The sequence below is a fragment of the Kribbella endophytica genome (assembly GCF_054781295.1).
In genome coordinates, this window is the sequence record NZ_BAAGUR010000004.1 from 839,578 (window position 1) to 853,000 (window position 13,423).

At 67.5% G+C, this 13,423-nt stretch carries 13 protein-coding genes; 11 read left to right on the forward strand and 2 right to left on the reverse strand.

The window, feature by feature from the left end; all coding sequences use genetic code 11:
- The first annotated feature begins 103 nt into the window (after nt 1-103).
- From ACYVIO_RS35635 to ACYVIO_RS35645, 3 genes are all read left to right on the forward strand, one after another.
- On the forward strand, nt 104-1,228 hold the full coding sequence (locus ACYVIO_RS35635) for an L-talarate/galactarate dehydratase (RefSeq protein WP_460655371.1): 1,125 nt from the start codon (nt 104-106) through the stop codon (nt 1,226-1,228).
- The gene (locus tag ACYVIO_RS35640) at nt 1,225-1,950 is read left to right on the forward strand and encodes a FadR/GntR family transcriptional regulator (RefSeq protein WP_460655372.1); all 726 of its coding nucleotides are present in this window, start codon (nt 1,225-1,227) and stop codon (nt 1,948-1,950) included. Before ACYVIO_RS35635 ends, ACYVIO_RS35640 begins: the two co-directional genes overlap by 4 nt.
- Nucleotides 1,951-2,048: 98 nt before the next feature.
- Entirely contained in the window at nt 2,049-2,291 is a 243-nt protein-coding gene (locus ACYVIO_RS35645) for a hypothetical protein (protein ID WP_460655373.1), read from the forward strand.
- A 41-nt stretch (nt 2,292-2,332) separates the two neighbouring features.
- Here the strand turns inward: ACYVIO_RS35645 and ACYVIO_RS35650 are convergent, their stop codons facing one another.
- A complete protein-coding gene (locus tag ACYVIO_RS35650) occupies nt 2,333-3,574 on the reverse strand; it encodes a Gfo/Idh/MocA family protein (RefSeq protein WP_460655374.1) in 1,242 nt (413 codons plus the stop codon).
- Nucleotides 3,575-3,648: 74 nt separating this feature from the next.
- On the opposite strand from ACYVIO_RS35650, the gene ACYVIO_RS35655 reads away from it, so the two are divergent.
- From ACYVIO_RS35655 to ACYVIO_RS35680, 6 genes are all read left to right on the forward strand, one after another.
- A complete protein-coding gene (locus ACYVIO_RS35655) occupies nt 3,649-4,776 on the forward strand; it encodes an ROK family protein (RefSeq protein WP_460655375.1) in 1,128 nt (375 codons plus the stop codon).
- Nucleotides 4,777-4,838: 62 nt separating this feature from the next.
- Nucleotides 4,839-6,086, forward strand: a complete 1,248-nt coding sequence (locus tag ACYVIO_RS35660; RefSeq protein ID WP_460655376.1) for an ABC transporter substrate-binding protein — start codon at nt 4,839-4,841, stop codon at nt 6,084-6,086.
- A gap of 1 nt (nt 6,087) precedes the next feature.
- Entirely contained in the window at nt 6,088-7,062 is a 975-nt protein-coding gene (locus ACYVIO_RS35665) for a carbohydrate ABC transporter permease (RefSeq protein WP_460655377.1), read from the forward strand.
- Nucleotides 7,055-7,864, forward strand: a complete 810-nt coding sequence (locus tag ACYVIO_RS35670) for a carbohydrate ABC transporter permease (RefSeq protein WP_460655378.1) — start codon at nt 7,055-7,057, stop codon at nt 7,862-7,864. Before ACYVIO_RS35665 ends, ACYVIO_RS35670 begins: the two co-directional genes overlap by 8 nt.
- Before the next feature lie 29 nt (nt 7,865-7,893).
- Nucleotides 7,894-9,459: a DUF4832 domain-containing protein gene (locus ACYVIO_RS35675; protein WP_460655379.1), complete on the forward strand. Its 1,566-nt coding sequence runs from the start codon at nt 7,894-7,896 to the stop codon at nt 9,457-9,459.
- Between the two features lie 16 nt (nt 9,460-9,475).
- Nucleotides 9,476-10,933 carry a DUF4832 domain-containing protein gene (locus tag ACYVIO_RS35680; protein ID WP_460655380.1) on the forward strand — a complete coding sequence of 486 codons (1,458 nt, stop codon included), beginning with the start codon at nt 9,476-9,478 and terminating at the stop codon, nt 10,931-10,933.
- A gap of 146 nt (nt 10,934-11,079) precedes the next feature.
- On the opposite strand, the gene ACYVIO_RS35685 is transcribed toward ACYVIO_RS35680, so the two are convergent.
- Nucleotides 11,080-11,874, reverse strand: coding sequence for a MerR family transcriptional regulator (locus ACYVIO_RS35685; protein ID WP_460655381.1), 795 nt, complete (start codon nt 11,872-11,874; stop codon nt 11,080-11,082).
- Nucleotides 11,875-11,952: 78 nt separating this feature from the next.
- Here ACYVIO_RS35685 and ACYVIO_RS35690 point away from each other — a divergent pair, with 78 nt between their 5' ends.
- Both ACYVIO_RS35690 and ACYVIO_RS35695 read left to right on the forward strand, forming a co-directional pair.
- On the forward strand, nt 11,953-12,312 hold the full coding sequence (locus ACYVIO_RS35690) for a nuclear transport factor 2 family protein (protein ID WP_460655382.1): 360 nt from the start codon (nt 11,953-11,955) through the stop codon (nt 12,310-12,312).
- 42 nt (nt 12,313-12,354) lie between these two features.
- Nucleotides 12,355-13,143 (forward strand): SDR family oxidoreductase, encoded by a 789-nt coding sequence (locus ACYVIO_RS35695; RefSeq protein WP_460655383.1) that lies wholly within the window; start codon nt 12,355-12,357, stop codon nt 13,141-13,143.
- Nucleotides 13,144-13,423 lie beyond the last annotated feature (280 nt).

The window sequence follows — 13,423 nt, forward strand, 5'->3', positions numbered from 1 at the left end:
GCAACCGAGAAGAGTCGAGCAGCGCCGCGGCCGCCGAGAAGGCTCTACTCGCTGGCGGCAAGGTGTAGTCATCATACAAGTTGAGGACTTGTATGATGACTCCATGAGCGATCGCATCCGTCATCTCCGACTGTCCTCTGTGGTGCTCCCTCTCGACCAGCCGATCAGTGACGCCAAGGTGTTGACCGGGCGGCAGAAGCCGATGACCGAGATCGTGGTGCTGTTCGCCGAGATCGCCACCCAGGACAACCAGCACGGGATCGGGTTCAGCTACTCCAAGCGAGCCGGCGGACCGGCGCAGTACGCCCATGCCAAGGAGATCGGGCAGAACCTGATCGGCGAGGATCCCTCGGACATCGCCAAGCTGTACGACAAGTTGCTCTGGGCAGGCGCCTCGGTCGGCCGGTCCGGCGTCGCCACTCAGGCGATCGCAGCCATCGACATCGCCTTGTGGGATCTGAAGGCGAAGCGTGCGAGCCTGCCACTGGCCAAGCTCCTCGGAGCTCATCGGGACTCGGTGCGCACCTACAACACCTCAGGCGGTTTCCTGCACGCGCCGATCGAGGAGGTCAAGGAGCGGGCGTCGGAGTCGCTGGCCGACGGCATCGGCGGCATCAAGATCAAGGTCGGCCAGCCCGACAGCCGGATCGACCTGGATCGGGTCCACGCCGTCCGCGAGCATCTCGGCGCCGGCGTGCCGCTGATGGTCGACGCCAACCAGCAGTGGGATCGCGGCACGGCGCTCCGCGTCGGGCGGACCCTTGAACAGTTCGACCTGGTCTGGATCGAGGAGCCGCTCGACGCCTATGACGCCGAGGGACACGCTCAACTCGCCGCGACCCTCGACACCCCGATCGCCACCGGAGAGATGCTGTCCAGCGTCACCGAGCACGTCCGGCTGATCGAAGCCCGCGCCGCGGACATTCTGCAGCCCGACGCCCCGCGGATCGGGGGCATCACCCCGTTCCTGCGGCTGGCGACGTTGGCCGATCACCACGGCCTGCAACTCGCTCCACACTTCGCGATGGAGATCCACCTGCACCTCGCCGCGGCGTACCCGCGGGAGCCGTGGGTGGAGCACTTCGAGTGGCTCAACCCCTTGTTCAACGAGCGCCTCGAGACGAAGGACGGACGGATGCTCGTGCCGGATCGGCCGGGGCTGGGGTTCACCACCAGCGATCAGTGCAAGGCCTGGACCGTCGACACCTGCGATTTCGGCACCCTATGAACGACCGGCACGACGGCGAGCCGCAAGGCCTGGATCGCGAGGGTGGGCGCGGCCTGGCGCACGAGTTGGTCGAGCGGCTCAAGGAGCGAATCCTGGCGGGCGAACTCGAACCGGGCAGCAAACTACCCACCGAGAGTTCGCTGACGGCGGAGTTCGGGATCAGCCGGACCGTGGTTCGCGAGGCGATCTCCCGGCTGCAGGCGGCCGGGCTGGTGGAGACCTTCCAGGGCCGCGGGTCGTTCGTGCTCGCGCTGCCCGCGCACGAGTTCTCGCTCGACGCGTCCCGGATCCGCTCGCACCACGACGTCCTCGACCTGCTCGACTTCCGGATCGGGCTCGAGGTCGAGGCCGCCGGGCTGGCGGCCGGACGGCGTACCGAGCATCAACTGAAGGCGATCGCCCGGGCGCTGACCGACTTCCGCCGGGCCGGGCAGAATCCCGGGAAGCTGGTGGCGGCGGACTTCGCGTTCCACCTCAAGCTAGCCGTTGCCTCTGGCAACCGTTTCTACTCGGAACTGCTCGACTCCCTCGGACCGATGATGATCATGCTGCCGCGCACCCGCCTGGACCCGTCGTTCTCCCCCGCCGACGCCTCCCACTTCACCCGGGTCATCGCGGAGCACGAGAACATCTACGACGCGATCGCCCGTTCCGACCCCGAGGGCGCCAGGGCCGCGGCCCGTGTGCACCTCTCGAACACCCGCCACCGCCTGCAGAAGTAGCCGTCACCACCGTCGGCGATCCCGGAAGCACGGAGCTGCCGTACCTGACCGGTGACGGCAGCGGCGACCGGTGGTCGGAGTTGCGGCGTCAAGAAGCGGTGACGCCGGACGCGGTGGTGGCGCTGGCCGAGGCAGCGCAGGAACGCTACGGCTTCGCCGATTTCAAGCTCAAGGGTGGCGTTCTCGCCGGCCTTGGCATCGAGCTGGATCGGGATGCCCTCCAGGCCGCGCACGAGCTCTACCTCAGCAAGGGCCTCGGCGCCCGCGACGACGCGATCGCGATGCAGTACCTGATCGAGGATTGGACGTTCGACCCGAAGCGCCCCTGTCTGGTGCGCTGAGCGGCTGCACGTGGCGGACTCTCCGTCTCCGTGAGCAGGCTTCAGCCTTCGAGTGTGACCACCGTGCCTGTGGTCCGCGCCTTTTCGGCGGCCCAGACGACTCGGTGGGTGGCGAGGCTGGCGGCGGCGTTGGTGGGGAGCAGGGTCGGGTCGCCGGTTTCGACCGCATGGAGGAAGGTCTTGGTGAGTTCCTCGTCTCCCCCGCCGTGCCCGTCGCCATCCGCTTCCGGTACGGCGAGGAATTCTTCCTCGCCGGTGCGGAAATCTACCCACCGGATGGTCTGGCCGTCGCCGTCGAGGAAGCCATGAGTGCCGAGGAGTCTGGTCCGGCGATGCTCCATCGGCGTGAAGGCGCTCATCGTGAACGAGCAGGTGCCACCGTCGGGGAACTCCAGGTTCACCACCTGGTGGTCGACAACATCGTTGTCGCAGGCATACACGCAGCGCCCGTAGGGACCGGTCCGTAGCGCTTCGAGTACGCCGGCCTCGGTGCGGTCGTTCGTCACCGCGCCCAACGGCCAGAACTGCTGGTCGGGGTCGGCCAGGCAGCCGAGATAGAGGCGCTTGGCAGAGTACGGACAGGTCGGTTCGAGCGGGCAGTCGAGACAACGCGCCGCGGCCTTGGCCGGACGCTCGGAAGCCTTGAAGTGCGTCAGGCTGCCGAACGAACTGACCCGCGCCGGCGCAGTGCCGAACAGATGCACCAGCCAGTCGAGGTCGTGGCACGCCTTCGTCAGCAGCATCGGCGCCGACGTGTCCGATCGCCGCCAGTTTCCCCGCACGAAGGAATGTGCCTGATGCCACCAACCCACGGGTTCCAGGTGTTGCACGTTCACCAGGCGCCCGATCCGGCCGGAGTCGAGCAAGTCCTTCAGACTTCGCGTGTACGGCGTGTACCTCAGCACGTGGCAGACCGCCAGGATGGTCCCGTTGCGCTGTGCCGCGCTGGTGATCGCGGCGGCATCCTCCTCGGTGGTGGCCATCGGCTTCTCCAGCAGCAGGTGATAGCCGAGATCTGCGAGCCGTACGGCGGGAGCGGTGTGCATCTGGTCCTGGGTGGCGATGATCGCCGCGTCGGCCAGCCGCCCCGCATCCGCGAGCTCGACCCAGTCGGAGTACAGGTGATCGGCCGGTACGGCGAACTCGAGGGCGAGTGCCGACCGGCGCGCCGGGTCGGGTTCGGCGATCGCGGTCACCCGTGCCGCTCCGGAACCGACCGCCGACCGCGCGTAGAGCTGACCCCGCAGTCCACCGCCGACCAGGGCTAGAGTCACGCTAGTCATGGATTCCTTTCCTGCAATTATTAAGGAGTCCATCATTATTGGCACCAACAGTGACAATCCTCAAGGGGGCGGCGATGACCGAGGAACCCAGTGGCGGCGACCTGTCTCGACTCCGGCAGCTCAACGCGATGGCAGCGATCCGCGCACTGCGCGACGACAAGCCGCTGACGCTGACGGAGCTGGCCAAGCGCACCGGCCTGTCCCGGGCGTCGACCGAAGATGTGACCAGGGAACTGGTCGAACGCGGCTGGGTGGCCGAGGTCGAGCCGACCGTGGGCACCGTCGGTCGTCCCGCTCGTCGCTACCGCTTTCGCGCCGACGCCGGCCGGGTGCTCGGGGTCGACATCGGTGGTCACACCATCCGCGCCCTGGTCACCGACCTCGACGGCGAGGTGCTGCACTCCACCAGTGTGCCGGTGACGCCCGAGCTCGGCCGCCGGGAGCGCCTCGCCGCCCTGGACAAATGCGTGACCGCCGCCCTCAGCGGCGCGAAGATCACTCCCGCCCAGATCTGGTCGACGGGCGTTGCCACCACCGGCCTGGTCGACGGCACCGGCCGGGTGATGCTGTCCGACTCCCTGACCGAGTGGACGGGCGTCGACCTCGCCGAGCATCTCCGTCGACTGGTGCCCGCGCCCACCCGGGTGGACAACGACAGCAAGCTCGCCGCGCTCGCCGAGTCCTGGCAGGGAGTCGCCCGCTACGCCAAGGATGTGGTCTTCGTCCTGGCCGGCGTGCGGACCGGAACCGGCCTGATCATCGACGGCAAGCTGCATCGCGGTTTCGGGAACGCCGCCGGAGAGCTCGGCGCGCTGCCTGCGATCGGCTGGCTCAAGGCCCCCGAGCACCTGCGCGCCTGGTCGAGCGGAAACGACGAGGTCGAGGACGTCTTCCAAGCCGCGCGCGCCGGCGACCGCGGCGCGGTCAAGGCCGTCCGCCAGTACACCCGCGACATCGCGGTCGGCGTCTCCGCACTGGTCCTCACCCTCGATCCGGAACTGGTCGTGATCGGTGGCGGTTTCTCCCGGTCCGCCGACGTGGTGGTTCCCCCACTGCGCGCCGAACTGGACCGCTGGTGCCTGCGCACTCCTGAGATCCGGATCTCGACCTTCGGTGACGAAGGTGTGGTGCTCGGAGCGGTCCGGCTGGCGCTCGAACAGGTCGAGACCAGCATGTCCGAGGGTGCTGACCCCTTGACATAGTTTCACTGGACTCCATGATTAGTCCCAATCACTCGGGATGTGTCTGGAGGATCACGATGCGGATGTCGAAGAGGCTGAGCGCCGTACTGATCGGAACGCTGCTCGCCGTTTCAGCCTGTTCGGGAGGTGGCGACGACAAGACCGCCGCCGACCCCAACGCGAAGGTGACGTTGTCGTACGGCGTCTGGGACGCCAACCAGAAGCCGGTGATGGACTCCCTGGCCGCCGAGTTCACCAAGACCCACCCGAACGTCACCGTCCAGGTCCAGCTCACCCCGTGGGCGGACTACTGGACGAAACTCAAGGCCGCGGCGACCGGCGGCGCGGCTCCTGACGTCTTCTGGATGAACGGGCCGAACTTCCAGCTCTACGCCTCCAACAAGGTGATCGGCCCGATGCCCGGCCAGGCGGACCTGTCGGTCTACCCCAAGCCGCTGACCGACCTGTACACCTTCGAGGGCAAGCCGTACGGGTTACCGAAGGACATGGACACCGTCGGTGTCTGGTACAACAAGTCGCTCTTCGACGCCAAGAAGGTCCCGTACCCCAAGGACGACTGGACCTGGGCCGATTTCAAGGACGCCACGGCGAGGCTCACCGACCCGGCCAAGGGCATCTACGGCACCGCCGCCAACCTGGGCAGCTTCCAGGAGTACCAGTACAACACGATCGCCCAGGCCGGCGGCTACGTCATCTCACCGGACGGCAAGAAGTCGGGGTACGACGACCCGAAAACCATCGCCGGCCTGACGTTCTGGACCGACCTGATCAAGAACAAGCAGTCCCCGGACCTGAAGACGATGACCGACACCACGCCGATCCAGCTCTTCGAGGCCGGCAAGATCGCGATGTACTGGGGTGGCTCCTGGAACGTCTCGGAGTTCACCGGCAACAGCTACACCAAGGGCAAGGTCGACGTCGCCCCGCTGCCCCGCGGCGAGAAGCAGGCCACGGTCATCCACGGGGTCGCGAACGTCGTCTCGGGCAAGACCGAACACCCGGACCAGGCGTGGGAGTTCGTGAAGTACCTCGGCTCCAAGGAGGCCGCGGAGCTCCTCGGCCAGAAGGGTCCGATCCCGGCGTACAACGGGACTCAGACCGCCTGGGTCAAGGCGCATCCTGAGCTCAAGCTCCAGACCTTCCTCGACTCGGTCAGCTACGCCGTACCGTTCCCGGTCTCGAAGAACAGCGCGGCATGGAACGAGGCCGAACTCACTCATCTCACCAAGGCGTGGACCGGCGCGGAACCCACCGACAAGGCCGCGACCGACCTGGCTCAGACCATGAACACCTTGCTCGCCAAGGAATGACATGGCGGTCACGATCACTCCTCGGCAGGAAACCTCGCGGCACAAGACGGCCGCCACGCCCGGCGGCCGGAACCGGCGGCCACGCGGACGGGTCAAGGAGGCCCTGTGGGGCTACGCGTTCATCGCCCCCACCGGGCTGGGCATCGCGATCTTCTACCTCTGGCCGGTGCTCCAGACGGCGTACTTCTCGCTGACCGAGTGGGGTGCGTTCGGCGGTCACACCTGGACGGGACTCGACAACTACCGACGGATGGTCAGTGATCCGGAGGTGGGCCGGTCCTTGGTGAACACCCTGACCTACACCGGGCTCGGCCTGATCAGCATCCCGCTGGCCATCGGCTTCGCCGTGCTGCTCAACCGCAAGGGAATGCGGTTCGTCGGGCTGTACCGGACGTTGTTCTTCCTGCCCGTCATCACCATGCCGGTCGCCATCGCGATGGTGTGGCGGTGGCTCTACAACGGCGACTACGGATTGATCAACTACCTGCTGTCGCTGATCGGGATCGACGGCCCGAACTGGGTCGCCGACCCGGCCACCGCCCTGTACGCGCTGGTCGTGGTCGGCGTCTGGGCCAGCGTCGGCTACAACCTGATCATCTTCCTGGCCGGCCTGCAGGCGATCCCCAAGGAGTACTACGAGGCGGCCGAGATCGACGGCGCCGGTCCGGTCCGCCAGTTCTTCCACGTCACGCTGCCGCTGCTGTCACCGACCGCCTTCTTCGTCTCGGTCGTCTCGGTGATCGGGTCGCTGCAGCTCTTCGACCTCGTCTACGTGATGGCCGGCTCCGGTGCGGCCGCCCGCGCCAACCCGGCCTTCCCCCGGCTGCAGACCGTCGTCCAGTTGTTCTACGACCGCGCGTTCGTCACCAACGACCGGGGGTACGCCGCTGCCATCGTGATGATGCTGCTGCTCCTGATCGTGGTCCTGACCGCCCTGCAGTTCCGGTTCCAGAAGAGGTGGGTGCACTATGCGTAAGAACCTGGGAGTGCACACGATCCTGATCGCCTCGGCGCTGGCGATGGTGGCGCCGTTCGTCTGGCAGGTGATCACCTCACTGAAGTCGTTGAGCAGCGCAACGAGCGTGCCGCCGTCGCTGCTACCGGAAGGCCGCTGGGAGAACTACGGCAAAGTGTTCGACGTCCTCCCGTTCGGTCATCAGTTCCTCAACACCGTCCTGATGGCCGGACTGCGAACGATCGGCCAGGTGCTGTTCTGCTCGATGGCCGCCTACGCCTTCGCCCGGCTGCGGTTCCCGGGCCGCAACGTCCTGTTCGGAGTGCTGCTGTCGGTACTGATGGTGCCGCCGCAGCTGTTCATCATCCCGCAGTACCAGATCATGGCGGACCTCGGCTGGCTCAACTCCCTGCAGGCCTTGGTGGTTCCGGGCCTGTTCAGCGCGTTCGGCGTCTTCCTGCTCCGCCAGTTCTTCCTCGGGCTGCCGAAGGAACTCGAGGAGGCCGCGGCGATCGACGGCGCGGGACCGGTCCGCATCTACTGGTCCATCGTGCTGCCGTTGGCTCGCCCCGGCCTGGTCGCGCTGTCCCTGCTCGTCCTGCTCTGGTCCTGGAACGACCTCTTCTGGCCGCTGGTGGTCAACACCGACCCCGACAAGATGACACTGTCGGCCGGACTCGCTTCCCTGCAAGGGCAGTTCCAGACCGACTACCCGGTGCTGATGGCCGGCGCGCTGCTCGCATCGCTGCCGATCATCGCCATCTTCACCGTTCTGCAACGCCAGTTCATCCAAGGCATCGCCACCACCGGAACCAAAGGCTGACCCCTACCCGCCCCTAGGAGGCACCCGCCATGAGATCCGCCCGCCCCTTCGAAGTGCTGGCCGGCGTCGTCGCCGGCACGCTGCTCGCCGCCCTGCTCCCCCTTTCCTCCGCCTTCGCCGCCATCAGTGGCCAGTCGGCAACGAACACCGCGACCACGGTCACCTACAAGTTCAACTACACCGGTACGCCGGCCTTCGCGCGGGTCTACGTCGACACCGACCGCAATGCCGGGAGCGGCTTCGCTCAGAGCGGCGTCGGCGCCAACTACCTCTTGGAGAACGGCAACCTCTACAGCCACAACGGGGGCGGCGGCTCCGGCGACGTGACCTACACGGCGTCGGGTGACAACTTCGCCAACCCGGAGCGCGGTCTCTACCACCACACCGGAGACTGCGACAAGAACGACTTCTCGCTCTCGACGTTGCAGAACTACCGCACGAGCCAGGGCATCTCGCTGATGATGTGCGTCTTCTACCTCGCCGAGTTCAAGAACTCGGCAATCTCCCAGGCGGCGCTGGACCAGTTCCAGCAGCAGGCCGCGACGGTCCGGGCGGCCGGACTCAAAATGGTGCTGCGCTTCGCCTACACCACCTCCACAGCCGGCGACGACGCGCCGCTGGCCCGGGTCCAGTCGCACCTCGACCAGCTCGCGCCGTACCTGAGCAGCAACAAGGACGTCATCGCCGTCCTGCAGTCGGGTTTCATCGGCGCCTGGGGCGAGTGGTACTACACGCAGAACTTCGGCAACGCCGGGGTGATCAGCGCGACCGACTGGGCCAACCGCAAGCTCGTCGTCGACAAGATCCTCAGCGTGCTGCCGACGGACCGAATGGTCCAGCTCCGGACGCCGAAGCTCAAGCGCACCATGTACTCGACCACCCCGATCGCGTCCGGCCAGGCCTACAACGGCTCGTGGCTGTCCCGGACGGGTCACCACAACGACTGCTTCCTGGCCGGCCCCGACGACTTCGGCACCTACGAGAACACGTCGGTCGAGTATCCCTACCTGCAGTCCGAGACCACCTACACCGCGATGGGCGGCGAGACCTGCGCGTCCAACCCGCCCCGGTCGTCCTGCCCGACAGCATTGAGTGAGCTCGGCCAGTTCCACTGGTCCTACCTGAACACCGACTACGAGCCCACCGTGCTCAACTCCTGGAGCACCGGCGGTTGTCTGGCCGACGTCACCAAGCGTCTCGGTTACCGCTTCGTCCTGCAGACCGGTTCCTTGCCGACCACAGCCACCAGAGGCGGCGGTCTGCCCATCACGATCACGGTGCGCAACGAGGGATTCGCCACGCCGTACAACCCGCACCCGGTCGAACTCGTCCTGCGCAACACCTCCACCGGAGCCGTCCAGAAGCTGGCGCTGACCGCCGACCCGCGCCGCTGGGCCGCCGGAGCCACCACCACGATCTCGCAGACGGTCACCGTCCCCGCGAGTCTGCCGACCGGGTCCTACGCCCTGTTCCTCAACCTGCCCGACCCGCAGCTGTCCAGTCGCCCCGAGTACTCCGTGCGCTTCGCGAACCAGTCCACCTGGGACGCCGCGAGCGGCATGAACTCGCTCCTGCGCACCATCACCGTCAGCTAAGTCCAAGGAGACCACTGTGAAACGGCTTCTCGCCTCCATCGCTTTGCTGGGTCTGCTCGCACCGACCCAGGCAGCCGTTGCTACCGGCAACGGATCGAAGAGTACCCGGACCTACGCCGCGTCCGAAGCGGTGATCGCCAACCCCGAGCGCGGCTTCTACCACCACACCGAGACGCACTACCGGGCCGACGGCACCGGCTACGTCCCGCTCGACAGAACCACCCTGACCAACTACCGCACGAGTGAGAACATCACCCAGATCCTCCGGGTCTTCTACCTGGAGAAGTTCGCCAGCCAGGACAAACTCGACAAGGCCTACCTGGACAAGGTGCGCGCCGACTTCACGACGATCCGTGCTTCCGGGGTGAAGGCGATCGTCCGGTTCGCCTACGCGCTGCCCGGTACCGGCTGGCCACCGCCCACCCCCTACGGGGACGCACCGGTGGCCCGGGTGCTCAAGCACATCGCCCAGCTGACGCCGATCCTGCGCGAGAACTCCGACGTCATCGAGGTGGTCCAGCAGGGCTTCATCGGGTTGTGGGGCGAGGGTTACTACACCGACCACTTCTCCGACCCCGCTGACCCGAGCATCGTCACCGACCAGAACTGGGCCGACCGCAAGGCCGTCACCGACGCGCTCCTCCGCGCACTCCCCCGCGACCGGATGATCCAGGTGCGCACGCCGTACATGAAACAGCGCACCTACGGCGTCCCGACCGGTGCCGCGGGTGGACTCACCGCGAGGCAGGCGTACAACGGCTCGCCGCTGGCACGGATCGGGCACCACAACGACTGCTTCCTGGCCAGCCCGGACGACTTCGGCACCTACCTCAGTGACCCGGTCCAGCTCGACAAGGACTTCGTCGCACAGGACAGCAGGTACTTGCCCCAAGGCGGCGAGACCTGCGCCGTGAACTCACCCCGCTCGGACTGGCCCGAGGCCTCCGCCGAGATGGCCGACCAGCACTGGTCGTACCTGAACACCGACTACAACAAGGACGTCCTCAGCACCTGGGGCGACGCCGGCATCACCGCCGCCAAGAAGCAACTCGGCTACCGCTTCTCCCTGACCAAGGGGACCTTCACCAAGAACACCCGGCCGCGCGGCACCGTCTCGGTCGACCTCGACATCCAGAACAGCGGCTGGGCCGCACCGTACAACCCCCGAGTGGTCCAGCTGATCTTCCAAGGCGACAAGCACAGCTACACCGTCACCGTGCCGGCCGACCCACGCCGCTGGGCACCCGGTACGACGACCGAACTCGCACTCCAGGTGCGCGCACCCGCCGTACCGGGGCGGTACCGCCTCCTCCTCAACGTCGCCGACGCGTCGCCAAGGCTGCGATCGCTGACCAAGCTGCCGGGATCCACGGACACCTACAACTCGGCGTACGCGATCCAGCTCGCCAACACCGGCACCTGGCAGCCCAAGACCGGCTACAACGACCTCGGTCAGACCGTCACGGTCCACTAGAGCTCGGTTCCGGCCCCGTCTGCGATCCGGCAGACGGGGCCAAGGTGCTCTCCGTGCATCAGCGGTGGGGGGACACGCACGGGCAGCGGGTGCTAAGTCCAACTCTCTCGGATTCGGCCAGGACGGCGGTCCACTGTCCACAATTTTCATGTCACGCGGAACACCGGCCACCCGATCTCCGTGCGCCAGGCGGCCGGATCACTCACATCCTTGGGCCCCACGCGGTAAACCTCCCGCACGGAGCCAGCCACCGACATCGCGTTCTCCACGACCCACGCACCGAGCTCGCCGTAGGTGACGTCCACGCCATCGTGCTCGCCGACGTGGGTGGTCACCGCCAGTTCCGCGGCGGGCAGGGTCACGGCGTGTACCCGTCCGGTGCGCGGCGGGGTGAGGGTCGGCAGGTAGACCAGCACCCGACCGCGGCCCTCCTCGAACAGCGAGTTGTCGTAGGTACCCCCCGGCGGACCCGTCACCCCCGCGCCCACGGCTGCTTCCAGCTCGGCCATCGCGCCGGCGAACCACGCCTCGACGTCGGCGTGCCCGATCACGGCCTCAATCGCCGCGACTTCGCGGGCCGGTTCGGCGCGCAGCTCGACCTCGATCGGCGCGGGGCCGGGCTGCAGGAGGCGGCGCAGCGAGGTGACCGCGGCCCGGGTGCGATCCAGCTCGGCCTCCAAGCGCCGCAGGTGACCCGCGACCAGGGTCGACCGGACGCCGGGGTCCGGCGTCCGCAGGATCTGCTGCACGTCGCTCAAGGGGACGTCGAGCTCGCGGAGCCGGTTGATGACCTGCGCGGTCGGGATCTGCTCGACGGAGTAGTAGCGGTAGCCGGTCGCCTCGTCCACGACGGCCGGCTCGAGCAGCTCCCCCTCGTGGTAGCGGCGCAGGGTCCGCACGCTCAGGTGGGTCAGACGCGAGAACTCCCCGATGGTCAGCACGCCTCCAGTGTGAAGGCTCTCCCTGGGGGAGGGTCCAACGCTTGACCCTCCTGCGCCGCGAGGCCGCACGGTGACGACATGACACACAACGACCTCCGCTCCGACACCCTCCCGACCACCGTCCGCGACTTCCTCGCAGCAAGCACCGTGCACGACGCCGACACGGCCTCGTCGTTCCTCGTCGAAGACGTCGTGATCGTCGACCAGAACGAGACCTTTCGGGGTCGCGACGAGGTGCACGCGTTCCTGCGCGACGCCGGCGCCGAATTCGAGTACACCACCGAGCAGATCGGCGCCCGCCGCGTCGACGACGACCACTGGGTGGTGACCCTGCGCCTCGAGGGCACCTTCCCGGGCGGCGTCGCCGACCTGGACTACCGCTTCACCCTCCGCGGCAACCTCGTGGCCGAGCTGGTCATCGCCAACCACGAAGCCTGAGCCCGACCGCACACCACCGAACCGTCAGAAGGAAGAGGAAGCATGTCCAGCAAAGAACGTGACCGCCTCGACGGCCGCCACGCGCTCGTTACGGGCGGGTCGAAGGGTTCGGGCAAGGCCGTCGTCACCCGCCTGCGGGAGATGGGCGCCGACGTGTGGACCACGGCCCGGACGATGCCCGACGGGTACGACCGCCCCGAACGGTTCATCGAGGCGGACACGTCGACCGTCGATGGCGCGCAGCTTGTGGCGGACCGCATCGCCGAGTCCGTCGGCGCGCTCGACATCCTCGTGCACGTCGTCGGGGGCGCCTCGACGCCGTCGGGTGGGTTCGCAGTCATCACCGAAGAGCAGTGGCTGACCGAACTGAACCTGAACTTCTTGGGTGCGGTGCGGCTCGACCGAGCCCTCCTGCCGCCGATGGCCGGGGCCGGGTCGGGTGTGGTGCTGCACTTCACCTCGATCCAGCGGGAACTACCGCAGTACGACGCGTCGCTGGCGTACGCGGCAGCCAAGGCGGCGCTGCGCACGTACAGCAAGGGCCTCGCCAACGAACTCGCACCACGCGGCGTGCGGATCAACGCGATCAGCCCCGGCGGCATCGAGACCGAGGCCTACGAGCGGTTCGTGGACCGGATCGCCGAGGGCAACGGGCTCACCCGCGAGGGCGCCAAGCAAACGATCTACGACTCCCTCGGCGGGGTTCCCCTGGGGCGGTTCGCCCAGCCCGAGGAGATCGCCGACCTGGTCGGGTTCCTGGTCTCGGACCGCGCCTCGGCCATCGTGGGCGCCGAGTACGTCATCGACGGCGGCACGGTCCCGACCGTCTGAGCCAATGGCGGGGCGGCCTCAAGGAGATTGTGGCCGCCCACCGCTGCACCGCACGGGGTAGTCTCCGCGGTGCCCGACGTTGCGGGTGACTTCCCCAATCCGTGCACATCAAGCGTTGCCGGGTCGGCCATGGCAAGCTGCACCTCGACGACGGCTGCGATGCCTCGGGAAACAGCCAGCGCATCCTTGCAGAATTCCACACGGACGGCTCCGGCCTACACGCATTCGCTCTCAGGTACGGCTCGCCTCGGCAGCCTCCGTTTAGGCGGCGCGTCGAGCG